The sequence below is a fragment of the Methylobacterium sp. FF17 genome, from assembly GCF_025813715.1.
Taxonomy (GTDB): Bacteria; Pseudomonadota; Alphaproteobacteria; order Rhizobiales; family Beijerinckiaceae; genus Methylobacterium; species Methylobacterium flocculans.
In genome coordinates, this window is the sequence record NZ_CP107532.1 from 1,327,108 (window position 1) to 1,340,809 (window position 13,702).

The following is a 13,702-nucleotide window of genomic DNA, read 5'->3' on the forward strand; positions in this document are numbered from 1 at the left end:
CCTTGAACGAAGCGCGAACGAAGCGCATTTCTGAGAGATGGACGAAACGCTCGCGAAGAAGCTGCGCATCCTCGCGGATGCCGCCAAGTACGACGCCTCGTGCTCGTCCTCCGGGGCGCCGAAGCGCAGCGCGGGCAAGGGTGAACTCGGCTCGACCACGGGCGCCGGCATCTGCCACGCCTATACGCCGGACGGACGCTGCATCTCGCTCCTGAAGATTCTGCTGACGAATTACTGCCTGTTCGACTGCGCGTACTGCGTCAACCGGCGTTCGTCGAACGTCCAGCGCGCCAAGTTCACCGTCGAGGAGGTCGTGACCCTCACGGTGGAGTTCTACAAGCGCAACTACATCGAGGGCCTGTTCCTTTCGTCAGGCATCATCAAGTCGCCCGATCACACCATGGAACTGCTGACGCGGGTGGCGAAATCCCTGCGGCGCGACCATGGCTTTCGCGGCTACATCCACCTGAAGTCGATTCCGGAAGCGAGCCCGTGGCTGATCGAGGAGGCTGGGCTCTACGCCGACCGGCTCTCGATCAATGTCGAATTGCCCACGGAGGCGAGCCTGGAACGCCTGGCCCCCGAGAAGGACGGCGCCGTCATCCAGAACGCCATCGCGCAGATCGGCGAGCGGATCGCGGAGGCCAAGGCCGAGAAGCGCCGGTTCTCGCCGGCCGGGCAATCCACGCAGGTGATCGTCGGCGCGGACGCCACCACGGATGAGGCGCTGATCCGCAAGAGCGCTCTTCTCTACGGCTCGTACAACCTGAAGCGGGTCTATTACTCCGCCTTCAGCCCGATTCCGGACGGCTCGACCATCCTGCCCCTGAAGTCGCCCCCGCTTCAGCGCGAACACCGCCTCTACCAGGGCGACTGGCTGTTGCGGTACTACGCCTTCACCCCCGACGACGTGGCGGATGCCACCGAGGACGGGATGCTCTCCCTCGACATCGACCCGAAGCTCGCCTGGGCGCTCAAGCATCGGGCGCGCTTTCCCGTGGACGTGAACGCGGCCGACCGGGAGATGCTGCTGCGCGTGCCGGGCCTCGGCGCACGGGCGGTGGACAAGATCATTCGGGCCCGCCGGCACACGCGCCTGCGCCTCGATGACGTGGCGCGCCTCACCTCGGCCCTGAAGCGGGCCCGGCCGTTCCTGATCGCCGCCGACTACCACCCGGCGGGCGGGCTGACCGACCGCCTCGACCTGAGGGCACGGCTGGCCGACCCGCCCAAGCAGCTGAGCCTGTTCTGATTTGCCTACCGAGAACCGCGCTCCCGCCCCTTCGCCGACGTTGCGAGAGTCCTCTCTCTCGGAAGGAGAGGGACAGGGTGAGGGGCGTGACCTCTTCGGAGACGGACCACACCCCACCTCGACCCTCTCCTTCCAAAAGCGGGAGCCCGAAAGCGCCGCTCTCCCGCCTGCTCCCCAGGCACCCGCCCCCGCGAAACCGGGAGCGGCCGGAGGGCCGCCACTCGAAGCCGTGTTCCTCCGAGCGGGCGCGGACCTCGATGGGTTTCGTGGCGCCGCCCGCTGCCTCGCGAGCCGTGGTGTACCGCCCGAGCGGGTGCTGTGGTCCATCGGCGAGGCGCCGGGCCTGTTCGGGACGCAGGCGACGGCCCCGGCCGACGAAGCCCCCTTGAGCCTGCCGCGCGGGGTGGGCGAGATGGTTTCCCGGGTGGTGCCCCATCGCGATCCCGAGCGCTACGCCCTGCTCTACGAACTGATCTGGCGCATCCTGCACGGTGAGCGCCGGCTGCTGGAGGTGTCGAGCGATCCCCTGGTCCATCGGCTGGAGCGGATGCGGAAAGCCATCGCCCGCGACCTGCACAAGATGCACGCCTTTCTGCGCTTCCGCCGGGTCGAGGGGGATGGGCCCGAGCGTTTCGTGGCTTGGTTCGAGCCCGACCACCACATCCTCGCCGCCGCCGCCCCGTTCTTCGTCGGCCGCTTCCGGTCGCTCATCTGGAGCATCCTGACGCCCGAGGCGTCCGCGCACTGGGACGGCACCACCCTGGCCTTCGGCCCGCCTGGGCGGCGCGAAGACGCACCGGCCGGCGATGGCTTCGAGGCGGGCTGGCGCGATTACTACGAGAGCACGTTCAACCCCGCCCGCACCAATCTCACGGCCATGCGGGCGGAGATGCCGAAGAAATACTGGCGCAACATGCCCGAGACCGCAGCCATCCCGGGCCTCGTCCGGCAGGCGGCGGCCCGCACCGGCGCCATGATCGAGAGGGAGCCGCAGATGCCGGTCAAGCGAAACCCCGCCCGCGCCGTCGCCGCGATGGCCGACCAGGCACCGGATTCCCTGGAGGCGCTGAACGCCATCATCCGGCGCTCGGAACCCCTGGTGCCGGGCGCGACGCAGGCCGTGCTCGGCGAGGGCCCGGAGGGCGCCACCATCGCCTTCGTCGGCGAGCAGCCGGGAGACCAGGAGGATCGCCAGGGGCGCCCCTTCGTGGGGCCCGCCGGGCAGTTGCTGTCGCGCGCCCTCGACGAGGCCGGGATCGCGCGTGGGGAGGCGTACCTCACCAATGCGGTCAAGCATTTCAAGTTCGAGGAGCGCGGCAAGCGCCGCATCCACCAGAAGCCCACCGCCGGCGAGGTCAGCCACTATCGCTGGTGGCTCGACCGGGAACTCGACTTCGTCGCGCCGAAGCTCGTCGTCGCGCTCGGCGCCACCGCCGTCCTGGCCCTGACCTGCAAGGCGATTCCGATCACCCGAGCCCGCGGTCCGGCCGATTTCGAGAAGCCCTATGCGGGCTTCATCACCGTGCACCCGTCCTACCTGCTGCGCCTGCCGGACGAGGCGAAGGCGGACGCCTACGCCACCTTCGTGGCGGATCTCCGCCGGGTGAACGATCTCGGGCGGTCGCTGAGGGGATAGGGCCCTAGACCTCGCCCTCCTTGTGCGGGCGCAGTTCCGGTGCACCCTGCTCGATCTCGGCCTCGACGGGGGCGGAGCGGCTCTCCACGCGGGTGCTGTCCACGAAGATGCGGGCCTCGCCCTCCTTCAGGCCGAGGCTGCGCAGGGCGTAGAGGGTCATGCCGAAGGCGAGTTCGCGCTCGGCCATGAGCACGAGACCGACGCCCTGCTCCTCGAAGTGGCGGCGCTCGCCGTCGTTGTGGGTGCGCACCAGGGTGTCGATGCCCGGATGGAGCTCGCGGGCGAGCTCGACGATGCGCCGCGCCGTGTGCGCGTCCGGGGTCGCGACCACGATCAGCCGAGCCTCCGCGATGTCGGCCGCCTGCAGGATGCCCGGCGCCGTGGCGTCGCCGAACACCGCCTCGGTGCCGTCCTTGCGCAGGTCCACGACCCGCCTTCGGTCGCGGTCGAGGACGATGTAGGGGAGTTCCCAGGCCTTCAGTGCCTTGGCGATCGTGCTGCCGACCCGGCCGTAGCCGACGATGATCGCGTGCCCGCGATGGGCCTCCACCCCCGTCGCCACCGAGAGTGCCTCCGCCCCCTTGCGCTCGAACCGAGCGGCGAGGTGCGGCCGCTCGGTGACCTTCCGCCCGACCCAGTCGGTCAGCATGAAGAAGAGCGGGTTGAGGGTGATCGAGAGGATGGCGCCACCCAGGATGAGGTCGCGCCCCTCTTCCGGCAGAAGCTTCAACGAGAGGCCGAGGCTGACCAGGATGAACGAGAACTCGCCGATCTGCGCGAGACTCGCCGCGATGGTGAGCGCGGTGCCGAGGGGATGCTTGAAGGCGAGCACGATCGCCACCGCCGCCAGCGACTTGCCGATGAGAATCACGCCGAGTACCGCCAGCACCGAGAGCGGCTCGCGGATCAGGATGCCGGGATCGAACAGCATGCCGACGGAGACGAAGAACAGGACCGCGAAGGCGTCCTGCAGCGGCAGGGAATCGGCGGCCGCCTGATGGCTGAGGTCGGATTCGGCGAGCACCATGCCGGCGAAGAAGGCGCCGAGCGCGAAGGAGACGCCGAAGAGTTCCGCCGAGCCGAAGGCGATGCCGAGCGCCAGCGCCAGGACCGCAAGGGTGAACAGCTCGCGCGAGCCCGTGCGGGCGGCCTGGTCGAGGAGCCAGGGCACGAAGCGGCGCCCGCCCACCAGCATCACGGCGGTGAAGACCCCGACCTTGGCCAGTGTCAGCCCCAGGGTGAGCCAGATGTTGCCGTCCCCGGCATGGTGCGCGGCCCCCGCGCCGTCGCCCCCGAGGGAGGGGGCCAGCGCCGGCAGCAGCACCAGGGCGAGAACCATTGCGAGATCCTCGACGATGAGCCAGCCCACCGCGATGCGGCCCTTGTCGCTGTCGAGGAGTTGGCGCTCCTCAAGCGCCCGCAGCAGCACCACCGTGCTCGCCACCGAGAGGGCGAGGCCGAAGACGAGGCCGGCCCCGAGGCCCCAGCCCCAGGCGAGGGCCAGGGCGCCGCCCATCGCGGTGGCCGCCACGATCTGCACGATGGCGCCGGGCAGCGCGATGGTGCGCACCGCCATCAGGTCCTTGATCGAGAAGTGCAGGCCGACGCCGAACATCAGCAGGATGACGCCGATCTCGGCGAGTTGCCCGGCAAGCTGGCTGTTTCCGACGAAGCCGGGCGTGTAGGGGCCGACGAGGACGCCCGCGAGCAGGTACCCGACCAGGGGTGGCAGGCGCAGGCGCTGCGCCAGCATTCCGCAGACGAAGGCAAGCACGAGGCCCAGGGCGATGATGGCGATCAGCTCGGTCGCGTGCGGCACGGCTGGGTGGTCTCCGGGTCGGACATCAGGGGTCTAAGGGCCGTGACGCCTGCCGTCCCCGAGGGCAAGCCGAGAACCGCCCTCACGTCCGGAATGGGCCGGAAAATCCGCATCGGCCGGTCCCTGAGGTGTCGCGACGCACAACGCCTGCCGCGCGAGCCGGGTTTCGAGGAATAAGGACGGGCCTCCCTCGGCCTTGGATTTCGGTGTGCCGCCATGAAACCCGCAGCCGCCACGCTCCGTTGTCGAGCCAAGATGTGCCGGCACGAACGATGCAGGCATCATCTTGCGAAGACGCTTTACTTGACGGGGCAGACGATCGATGACGCCAGAAAACGACCGTTCGACTGCGCCGAGCACAACCGATACTAGAAATTCGACGATCTGGACCGTCGCCCTCGCGACCGCGCTCCTGGGTTTCGTCGCCCTGCCCCGGCGGGCCGGCCCTCGTGCGGCTGCCCCCGCGCGCCCGAAGGATCCGACCCGCCGTCCCTCCCCGTCCCATGCCGGGCCGGACGCGCGCCAGGTGGCGGACAGCGAGCCAGAGCGCGGCCGCAAGGCGCGCAGCCCCTCGGAGATTCCCGCCAAGGGCTGGAAGGATATCGGCCTGCGCGTCTTCCACGACATCTCGGAGAACAACATCGTCTCGGTGGCGGCGGGCGTGACCTTCTACGTGCTGCTGGCGATCTTCCCGGCCATTGCGGCCCTGGTCTCCTGCTACGGGCTGGTGGCGGATGTGGCGACCATCAACGAGCACCTCCAGAACCTGCAGGGCATCATCCCTTCCGGGGCCCTCGAGATCATCGGCGAGCAGGTGAAGCGCATCGCCGAGAAGGGCGACACGACCCTCGGCCTCACCTTCTTCACCGGCATCGTCCTGTCCCTGTGGAGCGCCAATGGCGGCATGAAGGCGGTCTTCTCCGCCCTCAACATCGTCTACGAGGAGCGGGAAACGCGCAGCTTCATCTGGTTGAACCTGCGCTCACTGGCCTTCACCGCCGGTGCGCTCCTGTTCATCATCCTGGCGCTGGTCGGCATCGTGGTGGTGCCTGCTGCGATCAATATCATCGGGCTCAGTTCCGAGGCCTGGTACATCGCCCTACTGCGCTGGCCGGTTCTGCTCGCTGCCGTGCTGGGCGGCCTCGCCCTGCTCTACCGCTACGGGCCGAGCCGTGACGCGCCGCGCTGGCGCTGGGTGACCTGGGGCAGCGCCATCGCGGCCTTCGCCTGGCTCGCCACCTCGCTCGGCTTCTCCTGGTATGTCTCGAATTTCGGCAAGTACAACGAGACCTACGGTTCGCTCGGCGCCGTGATCGGCTTCATGACCTGGATCTGGATCTCGACCACGATCGTGCTCATCGGCGCCGAAATCAACGCCGAGATGGAGCACCAGACCGAGGCCGATACCACGCGCGGCCCCGAACAGCCGCTGGGCACCCGCGACGCCCGCATGGCCGATACGGTGGGGGCGGCGACGTGAGGGGACGGCCTTCAGCTTAGTTCTGATTTGGGGTAGGGTCGATGCATGGATCGCAGCACAGCCCTCGATATTCTTCGTGCGCACGAGGCCGAGTTGCGCGAGCGAGGCGTTCTGCACGCCTCGCTCTTCGGCTCCGTGGCTCGCGGTGAGGAGCATGCCGGGAGCGACATCGATGTCATGATCGACATCGATGAGAGTACCATTCGGGATGTCTACGGTTACGTCGGTGTGGTCGGTTTCATCACCGACCTTTTCCCGGTCGAAGTGGATGTCGCAACGCGCTCGATGCTGAAGCCCCACGTGCGCCCAGGGGCCGAGCGCGACGCGATCCATGCTTTCTGAGCGCGGACGTCGTGCTCTTCTCGGCATCATCGAAAACATCGAAGCCGCTCAGGATTTCACCACAGATCTGAGTTTCGAGGAGTTCGAAGGCAATCGACTCAGACTCTACGGCGTAACGCGTTGTCTGGAGATCGTTTCAGAGGCGAGCCGCCGCGTCGGCGAAGAGACCCGAACTCGCGGAACGCCCACATCCCCTGGCGTCGGATTGCAGATTCAGGAAACGTCTACCGGCATCGATACGAGCGTGTCTCGGCAAGGCTCCTATGGGGAACCGTACACGAGCCGTTGCCGGGCCTTCTCGTTGTTTGTCAGAACGAACTGCGAGTCGGCGAGTGATTTTCGCGGCAACCTTCCGTCTTCCTTTCTCCTTTCGTTGATCGATCAATGACCGCTGCCACCTCCGAAAATCCCGTCGGCCCCGGCGATCAGATCATTCTGGTCGACGGTTCGTCGTTCATCTTCCGGGCCTATTTCCAGTCGATCAACCAGGACCAGAAGTACAACACCCGGCCCTCGGACGGCCTGCCGACCGGCGCGGTGCGGTTGTTCTGCACCAAGATCGCCCAGTTCGTGCAGGAGGGCGCGGCCGGGGTGATGCCGACGCATCTCGCCATCGTGTTCGACAAGTCCGAAGGCTCGTTCCGCAAGGAGCTGTTCCCCGACTACAAGGGCCACCGGCCGGACGCGCCGGACGACCTCAAGCGGCAGATGCCGCTGATGCGCGACGCGGTGCGGGCCTTCGGGCTGCAGCCGATCGAGCTGATCCGGTACGAGGCCGACGACCTCATCGCCACCTATTCGCGCCAGGCCGAAGCGCGGGGGGCCGGCGTCATCATCGTCTCCTCCGACAAGGACCTGATGCAGCTCGTCGGGCCCCTGGTGCGATTCTACGACTTCGAATCCGGCTCGAAGGGCAAGCCCGGCTACCGGCCCGAACGCAACCTCGACCGCGACGCGATCATCGCCAAGTGGGAAGGCCTCGCGCCCGAGCAGATCGGCGACGCGCTCGCCCTCATCGGCGACACCTCGGACAACGTACCCGGCGTGCCCGGCATCGGCCTGAAGACGGCCGCCGCGCTCATCAAGGAATACGGCAGCCTCGACGCGCTGCTGGAACGCGCCGCCGAGATCAAGCAGCCCAAGCGCCGCGAGACCCTGCTCGCGAGCATCGACCAGGCCCGGCTCTCGCGGAAGCTCGTGGCGCTCGAAGAGAACGTCCCTGTTCCGATCCCCCTCGACGATCTTCGCCTGCCGAAACCCGATCCGCAGAAGCTCGTCAGCTTCCTCAAGGCGATGGAGTTCAACACCCTGACGCGGCGCATCGCCCAGATGCTCCACGTGGACCCGGAGGCGGTGCAGCCCGACCCGGCCCTGCTGCCGAACCGCGAGCCCGAGCCCGACGCGCCGTTCTTTCCCGACGCGCATGGGGATCCGGTGCCCGTCGATCCCGAGACCGCGTCCGGCGCAGGCAGCGGCGAGGTCGACCCCTTCGCCGATCTCGGCCTGCCCGACGCCGCCCCGAAGCCCCGCGGTCCTTCGGAGCCGACCCCCGCGAACCTCGTGGCGGCGCGGGCTGCGGAGTCGGTCAAGCCCTTCGACACCGCCGCCTATGAGACCATCGGCTCCGTGGAGCAGCTCGACGCCTGGATCGCCGAGGCCGAGGAGGCCGGCGTGATCGCCGTCGACACCGAGACGGACTCGCTGGACGCGAACACCGCCAACCTCGTCGGCGTCTCCCTCTGCGTGGCCCCGGGCCGGGCGGCCTACATCCCGCTTGCCCATAGCGGCGGCGACGACCTGTTCGGGGACGGGCTGCTGCCCGGCCAGATCCCCCTGAAGGACGCCATTGGCCGGCTGAAGCCGCTCCTCGAGAATCCGGGCGTGCTCAAGGTCGGCCAGAACCTGAAATACGATTTCGCCGTCCTGTCGCGCTACGACATCCGGGTGGCGCCCTTCGACGACACCATGCTGATCTCCTACGTGCTCGATGCCGGCAAGGGCGGGCACGGCATGGACGAACTCGCCCGGCGCCATCTCGGCCATCAGCCCATCACCTTCTCGGACGTGGCCGGCACCGGCCGGGCCAAGATCACCTTCGACCGGGTGGCGCTGGACAAGGCGACCGCCTACGCGGCCGAGGATGCGGACGTGACATTGCGCCTGTGGCGGATGATGAAGCCGCGCCTCGTCGCCGAGAAGCGTGTCACGGTCTACGAGACGCTGGAGCGACCGCTGGTCCCGGTCGTCGCCCGGATGGAAGCCGCGGGCATCCGCGTCGACCGCAATATGCTGAGCCGGCTCTCGGGTGATTTCTCGCAGATCCTGGTGCGTCTCGAGGAAGAGATTCAGGAGGATGCCGGGGAGAAATTCCAGGTCTCCTCGCCGAAGCAGATCGGCGACATCCTGTTCGGCAAGATGGGCCTGCCCGGCGCCAAGAAGACGCCCTCCGGTCAATGGGCGACACCGGCCACGCTGCTCGAGGAACTGGCTCAGGCCGGGCACGAACTGCCGAAAAAGATCCTCGAATGGCGCCAGCTCGCCAAATTGAAATCCACCTACACCGATTCGCTGCAGCAGCACGCCGACCGTGAGACCGACCGGGTCCACACCTCGTTCTCGCTCGCCGCCACCACCACGGGCCGGCTCTCCTCCTCCGAGCCGAACCTGCAGAACATCCCGATTCGCACGGAAGAAGGGCGCCGCATCCGCCGCGCCTTCGTGGCGGCGGAGGGCAACCGCCTGATCTCGGCCGATTACAGCCAGATCGAGCTGCGCCTGCTCGCCCACATCGCCGACATTCCGCAGCTGCGCCAGGCGTTCGAGGACGGCATCGACATCCACGCGGCCACAGCCAGCGCGATGTTCGGCGTGCCGCTCTCCGAAATGACGCCCGACCTGCGGCGGCGCGCCAAGACCATCAACTTCGGCATCATCTACGGCATCTCGGCCTTCGGGCTGGCCGATCGCCTCGGCATCGGCCGCGAGGAGGCCGGCGCCTTCATCAAGCAGTATTTCGAGCGCTTCCCCGGCATCCGCGCCTATATCGACGACACCAAGCGCCGCTGCCGGGATCTGGGCTACGTCACCACCCTGTTCGGCCGGGTCTGCCACTATCCGCAGATCCGCTCGAACAATCCCAACGAGCGGGCCAGCGTCGAGCGTCAGGCGATCAACGCTCCGATTCAGGGCTCGGCCGCCGACATCATCCGGCGGGCGATGATTCGCATGGAGGACGCCCTGAAGGCCGAGCGCCTCAACGTGCGCATGCTCCTGCAGGTGCACGACGAGCTCGTCTTCGAGGCGCCCGAGGACGAGGTGAAGAAGGCCCTGCCGGTGATCACCCGGATCATGGTCGACGCCCCCGCTCCCGCCCTGACCCTGAAGGTGCCGCTGGTGGTCGAAGCCCGCGCCGCGCTGAACTGGGAGGAGGCCCACTGACGCCTGCTCCGGAGCGCACTCAACCTTCGAATTTCAGGTCGTCGCCGATGAGGAGGTTTCGTCCATTCTTGGGACCGGGAAAGCCATAACCCGCGCCTGTCTCACCCCAGAAGAGGCGGCCGCCGGCGTGGTACTCACTCATATAGATATCGATGTTGATTTTCTGCAGCGTCAGATAAAGAACCTGAACGGCATCAAGATCCGCGCCAGAACTTGACCTTATTCCGTGCGACCAATCGATATGATATCGACAAGCCTACGATAAATCGTCTGTCTGCGGAGCAAATCCGACGATTTAGAACTGAACATCGCCATCTTCCGCTTCATATTCCAAGATCTGCCCAGCGATGAGCATTGCCCTTTTCCTTCTCATTCAAGGGCAAAATCGAATGCCACGTCTCACAAGCGGCAATTCCTGACATCATTCGAGATATCGACTGCTCAGTCATCGTCATCTTCAGCAAAAGCGCACTTTCCGCCGCGATACAAGATTATGAATTCGATCCGTATCGTTCGCTCGAAGGCGATTTGAACAGCACAATCAGGCTGAACGCCTTCCTCCCTTGGCCCGGCCGAAGACGCTGGCGATGCCGTCGAGGAGCGGCAAAGGCGCGATCTTGGGGCCTTCCGAAGACCTTCGGGCAAGACCCATGGGCAGGCTCGGCAGCCGGATTTTCGGACCCGGATCGCCACGTGGGACGGACCCGTGATGGAGGCGGCATCGGTGAAGAACACCCCCGCGAACGCAATGCTCCAATGCGACGCAGGGTGGAACGGGCCATCGGGCCACGTGTTGCCGCACCGCAAACGATATTCCCCAACGGCGTCGCCAAGGCGCCCCGGAAAGGTCCCGCCATGAACAAATCTCTCGTCGCCGCCCTCGGCCTCTCGGTCGCCGCCCTCGCCACCCCGGCGCTCGCCCAGGAGCCCCTGTCGTTCCGCGTCGCCCCGCAGTTCGACGGCAACCAGCCCGCCGTGACCGATACCTCGGACTTCCGCTCGGCCGCCCTGCGCTCGGATGCGGTGAGCATCGAGTCGAGCCGCATCGCCCTGGAGCGCTCGCGCAACCCGCGCGTGCGCCAGTACGCCCATAACGTCCTCGTGGAGCGCAAGGCCACCACCCAGGCGCTGCTGCCCGAGGGCACCTCGCTGACCGCCGGCGGCACCGTGGTCTCCGATACCCAGCCCTTCGAGACCCGCCTCGACAACCCGATCGGCGTCGTGCTCGCCCCCGTGACGATTTCGGCGACCATCGCCCAGCGCGTGGTCGGTGGCGTCCTCGGTGGCGTCGGTCTCGTGGACAACAGCCCCGCCGAGCCCGGCCGCCGCGTCGCCATCGGCGCCGAGAGTCAGGCCCGCATCGATCGCCTGAAGTCCGCCCGCGCCGGCCACGACTTCGACCGCACCTACGTGGATCAGCAGGCCCGCTCGGATGCCCGGACGCTCGGCCTCTACGCGTCTTACGCCCGCAACGGTGACAGCTCCCAGGGCCGTGAGTTCGCCAATCAGGCGCTGCCCTACATCGCCGGCGAGCACGCCCACTCGGCCAACCTCGCGGACCGCATCAACTGATCACCTCGTCCTGATGCCGTGACGACGGAGGGCCGTCCCGTGATGGGGCGGCCCTTCGCGTTTGCGGCTACGCGCCGAACGTCAGGCAGCCGGGACCAAGGCGGCAACGGCATCGCCGAGTTCGTCGAAATGGGCGATGACCCGGTCGGGTCCGAGTTCCGTCACCGGCCGGTCGGTATAGCCGAACGGGACCCCGATGACCGGGATGCCGGCGGCCTTGGCCGCGTCGATATCCGCGCGGGAATCGCCGACCATGACAGCCCGGGCCGGATCTCCTCCAGCCCGCTCCACGGTCAGGGTGATGTGGCGCGGGTCGGGTTTGAAGTACGGAAAGGTCTCCCGGCCGCAGATCGTCGCGAAGCGGTCGGCGACGCCGAGGAGGCCGAGCAGGCGCACGGCCTGGGCCTCGTACTTGTTGGTGCAGACCGCGAGCAGGAAGCCGCGCGCGCGCAGGGCATCCAGGGCCTCCGGCACGCCGGGAAACAGGTGCGACTGCTCGCAGAGGTGGTCGCCGTAATGGGTGATGAAGTCGCCGAACAGCGCCTCCAGCCGCTCCGTGCTCAGGGGTTCGCCGGCCGCCGTGAAGCCGCGCTGGATCAGAGCCTTGGCGCCCGCTCCGATCATGTCGCGGGCTTCCTCCAGGGGCAGCGCCTGCAATCCCTCCCGGCGCAGGATCACGTTCAGGGTTCCGATCAGGTCGCCTGCGGTCTCGGCCAGGGTCCCGTCGAGGTCGAACACGGCGATGGGCGGCAGGGTGGGCGGCAACTCGGTCATGGGGTCTCGCAGTCGGATCGCCCCACGCGCGCATTGCGCCCGGAGCCGAAGATCGGATGGCCCCGGCTCTAGACCATGTCCGGTGATCCGGCGAGGTCAGCGTGTCCTGCGCGGCCAAGCTTTGCCGGTGGACAGGTGCCGCAGGCTCAAAAGGGGCATCCGGCCCGCACTTGCTTCCGCGTCTCCGCCTCCTGTACGGTTCGCTCAGTCGACGGCCGGGGGGTCGGTTCGGCCATCATCCGGCGGCTTCGCCCGCGTCGGCACGGCGCTCCCGAGTGGGAACGACGGCGGGGACCGGGCGGGTGCGGACGATTTCGGAGGGGCGAAGATGGAGACGGTCCCGAGTTGGTCGGAGGAGCGCGTCGACCTGCTGCGTCGGTTGTGGGAGGAGGGCCTCAGCGCCAGCCGGATCGCCGCGCAGCTCGGCGGTGTCACGCGTAACGCCGTCATCGGCAAGATCCATCGCCTCGGCCTTTCGGGTCGGGTGAAGAACGGCGAGGGAGCCGGAATCACCCCGGTCGAGGCTGTCCTCGACGGGGAGACCCAATCCCTGGCGTCCGGCGACGGGGTGATCCCGATCGGCGAGATGCCCGTGGAGATCCGGTCCGGCCCGAAGGCCGCTCCCGTGGGACTCTCGGTCTCGCGGCGCGTGACCATCATGGACCTCAGGGAATCGATGTGCCGCTGGCCCATCGGCGACCCGACCGCGCCGGACTTCCATTTCTGCGGAGACCGGTCGATTACCGGCCTGCCCTACTGTCCCACGCACGCGCAGATCGCCTATCAGCCGGCGGCGGAACGCAGGCGGGACCGGCGCATCGGCGGATTTCGCTGATCCGGGCGCGGCCCGCATGGCACGCTTTCACGATGTCGCGCGTTCTTCCTGGTCGCCGGTTCTAAACCGGCACGGGAAGGTGATGGACCGTGACGGAGACATCGAGCACCACCGAAGAGGCCGAGGCCGCCTTTCAGGATCTGCACGCCCAGCGTGAAGACCTCGAGCGGCAACTGTCCCTCGCCCGGATGCACCAGCAATTCGGCACCGGCCAGGACGACGTCGACCGGGCCGCCAGCACGGAAAAATCGCTCCTGCTCTGCCTGGACCGGGTCCTGACCCAGATCCGGGCCGCGGAATACAAGCGCCAGCCCAACGCGCGCCGCTGGTAGGCTCGGTCAGTCGATCCGCCGCAGATCCCGCTCCCGGTGCCTCAGGCGCAGGAGGAGGTCGATCTGGCTATCCGGGATCGGCTGCATATCGCAGGTCTCCTCGTAGATGGACCTGAGGGCAGTCCCGAGCCGGTACCGGGTGTCGTCGGGCAGGTTGGGTTCGCAGGGACCCTCGATGTCGATGCGGCCCCCGCCGTCGCAAATTCTCTGGTCCAACGTCTC

General features: G+C 67.7%; 13 protein-coding genes. 9 read left to right on the forward strand and 4 right to left on the reverse strand.

Annotated elements, in window-relative coordinates; all coding sequences use genetic code 11:
* The first annotated feature begins 37 nt into the window (after window positions 1-37).
* Window positions 38-1,252: a putative DNA modification/repair radical SAM protein gene (locus OF380_RS06105; RefSeq protein WP_264049872.1), complete on the forward strand. Its 1,215-nt coding sequence runs from the start codon at window positions 38-40 to the stop codon at window positions 1,250-1,252.
* Window positions 1,253-1,481: 229 nt separating this feature from the next.
* Window positions 1,482-2,888 (forward strand): UdgX family uracil-DNA binding protein, encoded by a 1,407-nt coding sequence (locus OF380_RS06110; RefSeq protein ID WP_264049873.1) that lies wholly within the window; start codon window positions 1,482-1,484, stop codon window positions 2,886-2,888.
* Window positions 2,889-2,892: 4 nt separating this feature from the next.
* Here the strand turns inward: OF380_RS06110 and ybaL are convergent, their stop codons facing one another.
* Window positions 2,893-4,707: a YbaL family putative K(+) efflux transporter gene (ybaL, locus tag OF380_RS06115; protein WP_264049874.1), complete on the reverse strand. Its 1,815-nt coding sequence runs from the start codon at window positions 4,705-4,707 to the stop codon at window positions 2,893-2,895.
* 322 nt (window positions 4,708-5,029) lie between these two features.
* Between ybaL and OF380_RS06120 the strand changes: the two genes are divergently transcribed.
* The 4 genes from OF380_RS06120 to polA are packed head-to-tail and all read left to right on the forward strand — an operon-like array spanning window position 5,030 to window position 9,967.
* Window positions 5,030-6,187, forward strand: a complete 1,158-nt coding sequence (locus tag OF380_RS06120; protein WP_264049875.1) for a YihY/virulence factor BrkB family protein — start codon at window positions 5,030-5,032, stop codon at window positions 6,185-6,187.
* A 45-nt stretch (window positions 6,188-6,232) separates the two neighbouring features.
* Window positions 6,233-6,529 (forward strand): nucleotidyltransferase family protein, encoded by a 297-nt coding sequence (locus tag OF380_RS06125; RefSeq protein ID WP_264049876.1) that lies wholly within the window; start codon window positions 6,233-6,235, stop codon window positions 6,527-6,529.
* Window positions 6,519-6,917, forward strand: a complete 399-nt coding sequence (locus OF380_RS28865) for a HepT-like ribonuclease domain-containing protein (protein ID WP_449818272.1) — start codon at window positions 6,519-6,521, stop codon at window positions 6,915-6,917. Before OF380_RS06125 ends, OF380_RS28865 begins: the two co-directional genes overlap by 11 nt.
* Window positions 6,914-9,967 (forward strand): DNA polymerase I, encoded by a 3,054-nt coding sequence (polA, locus tag OF380_RS06140; RefSeq protein WP_264049877.1) that lies wholly within the window; start codon window positions 6,914-6,916, stop codon window positions 9,965-9,967. The genes OF380_RS28865 and polA overlap by 4 nt, the downstream gene beginning before the upstream one ends.
* Before the next feature lie 19 nt (window positions 9,968-9,986).
* On the opposite strand, the gene OF380_RS28755 is transcribed toward polA, so the two are convergent.
* Window positions 9,987-10,208: a DUF6968 family protein gene (locus OF380_RS28755; RefSeq protein ID WP_404810601.1), complete on the reverse strand. Its 222-nt coding sequence runs from the start codon at window positions 10,206-10,208 to the stop codon at window positions 9,987-9,989.
* A gap of 614 nt (window positions 10,209-10,822) precedes the next feature.
* On the opposite strand from OF380_RS28755, the gene OF380_RS06145 reads away from it, so the two are divergent.
* A complete protein-coding gene (locus tag OF380_RS06145; RefSeq protein ID WP_264049878.1) occupies window positions 10,823-11,539 on the forward strand; it encodes a DUF4142 domain-containing protein in 717 nt (238 codons plus the stop codon).
* 81 nt (window positions 11,540-11,620) lie between these two features.
* Here the strand turns inward: OF380_RS06145 and gph are convergent, their stop codons facing one another.
* The gene (gph, locus tag OF380_RS06150) at window positions 11,621-12,313 is read right to left on the reverse strand and encodes a phosphoglycolate phosphatase (protein WP_264049879.1); all 693 of its coding nucleotides are present in this window, start codon (window positions 12,311-12,313) and stop codon (window positions 11,621-11,623) included.
* 328 nt (window positions 12,314-12,641) lie between these two features.
* Between gph and OF380_RS06155 the strand changes: the two genes are divergently transcribed.
* Together OF380_RS06155 and OF380_RS06160 are read left to right on the forward strand one after the other, a co-directional pair.
* Window positions 12,642-13,148 carry a GcrA family cell cycle regulator gene (locus tag OF380_RS06155; protein ID WP_264049880.1) on the forward strand — a complete coding sequence of 169 codons (507 nt, stop codon included), beginning with the start codon at window positions 12,642-12,644 and terminating at the stop codon, window positions 13,146-13,148.
* An 89-nt stretch (window positions 13,149-13,237) separates the two neighbouring features.
* Entirely contained in the window at window positions 13,238-13,480 is a 243-nt protein-coding gene (locus OF380_RS06160) for a hypothetical protein (RefSeq protein WP_264049881.1), read from the forward strand.
* 6 nt (window positions 13,481-13,486) lie between these two features.
* On the opposite strand, the gene OF380_RS06165 is transcribed toward OF380_RS06160, so the two are convergent.
* A complete protein-coding gene (locus OF380_RS06165) occupies window positions 13,487-13,696 on the reverse strand; it encodes a hypothetical protein (RefSeq protein ID WP_264049883.1) in 210 nt (69 codons plus the stop codon).
* Between the last annotated feature and the right edge of the window lie 6 nt (window positions 13,697-13,702).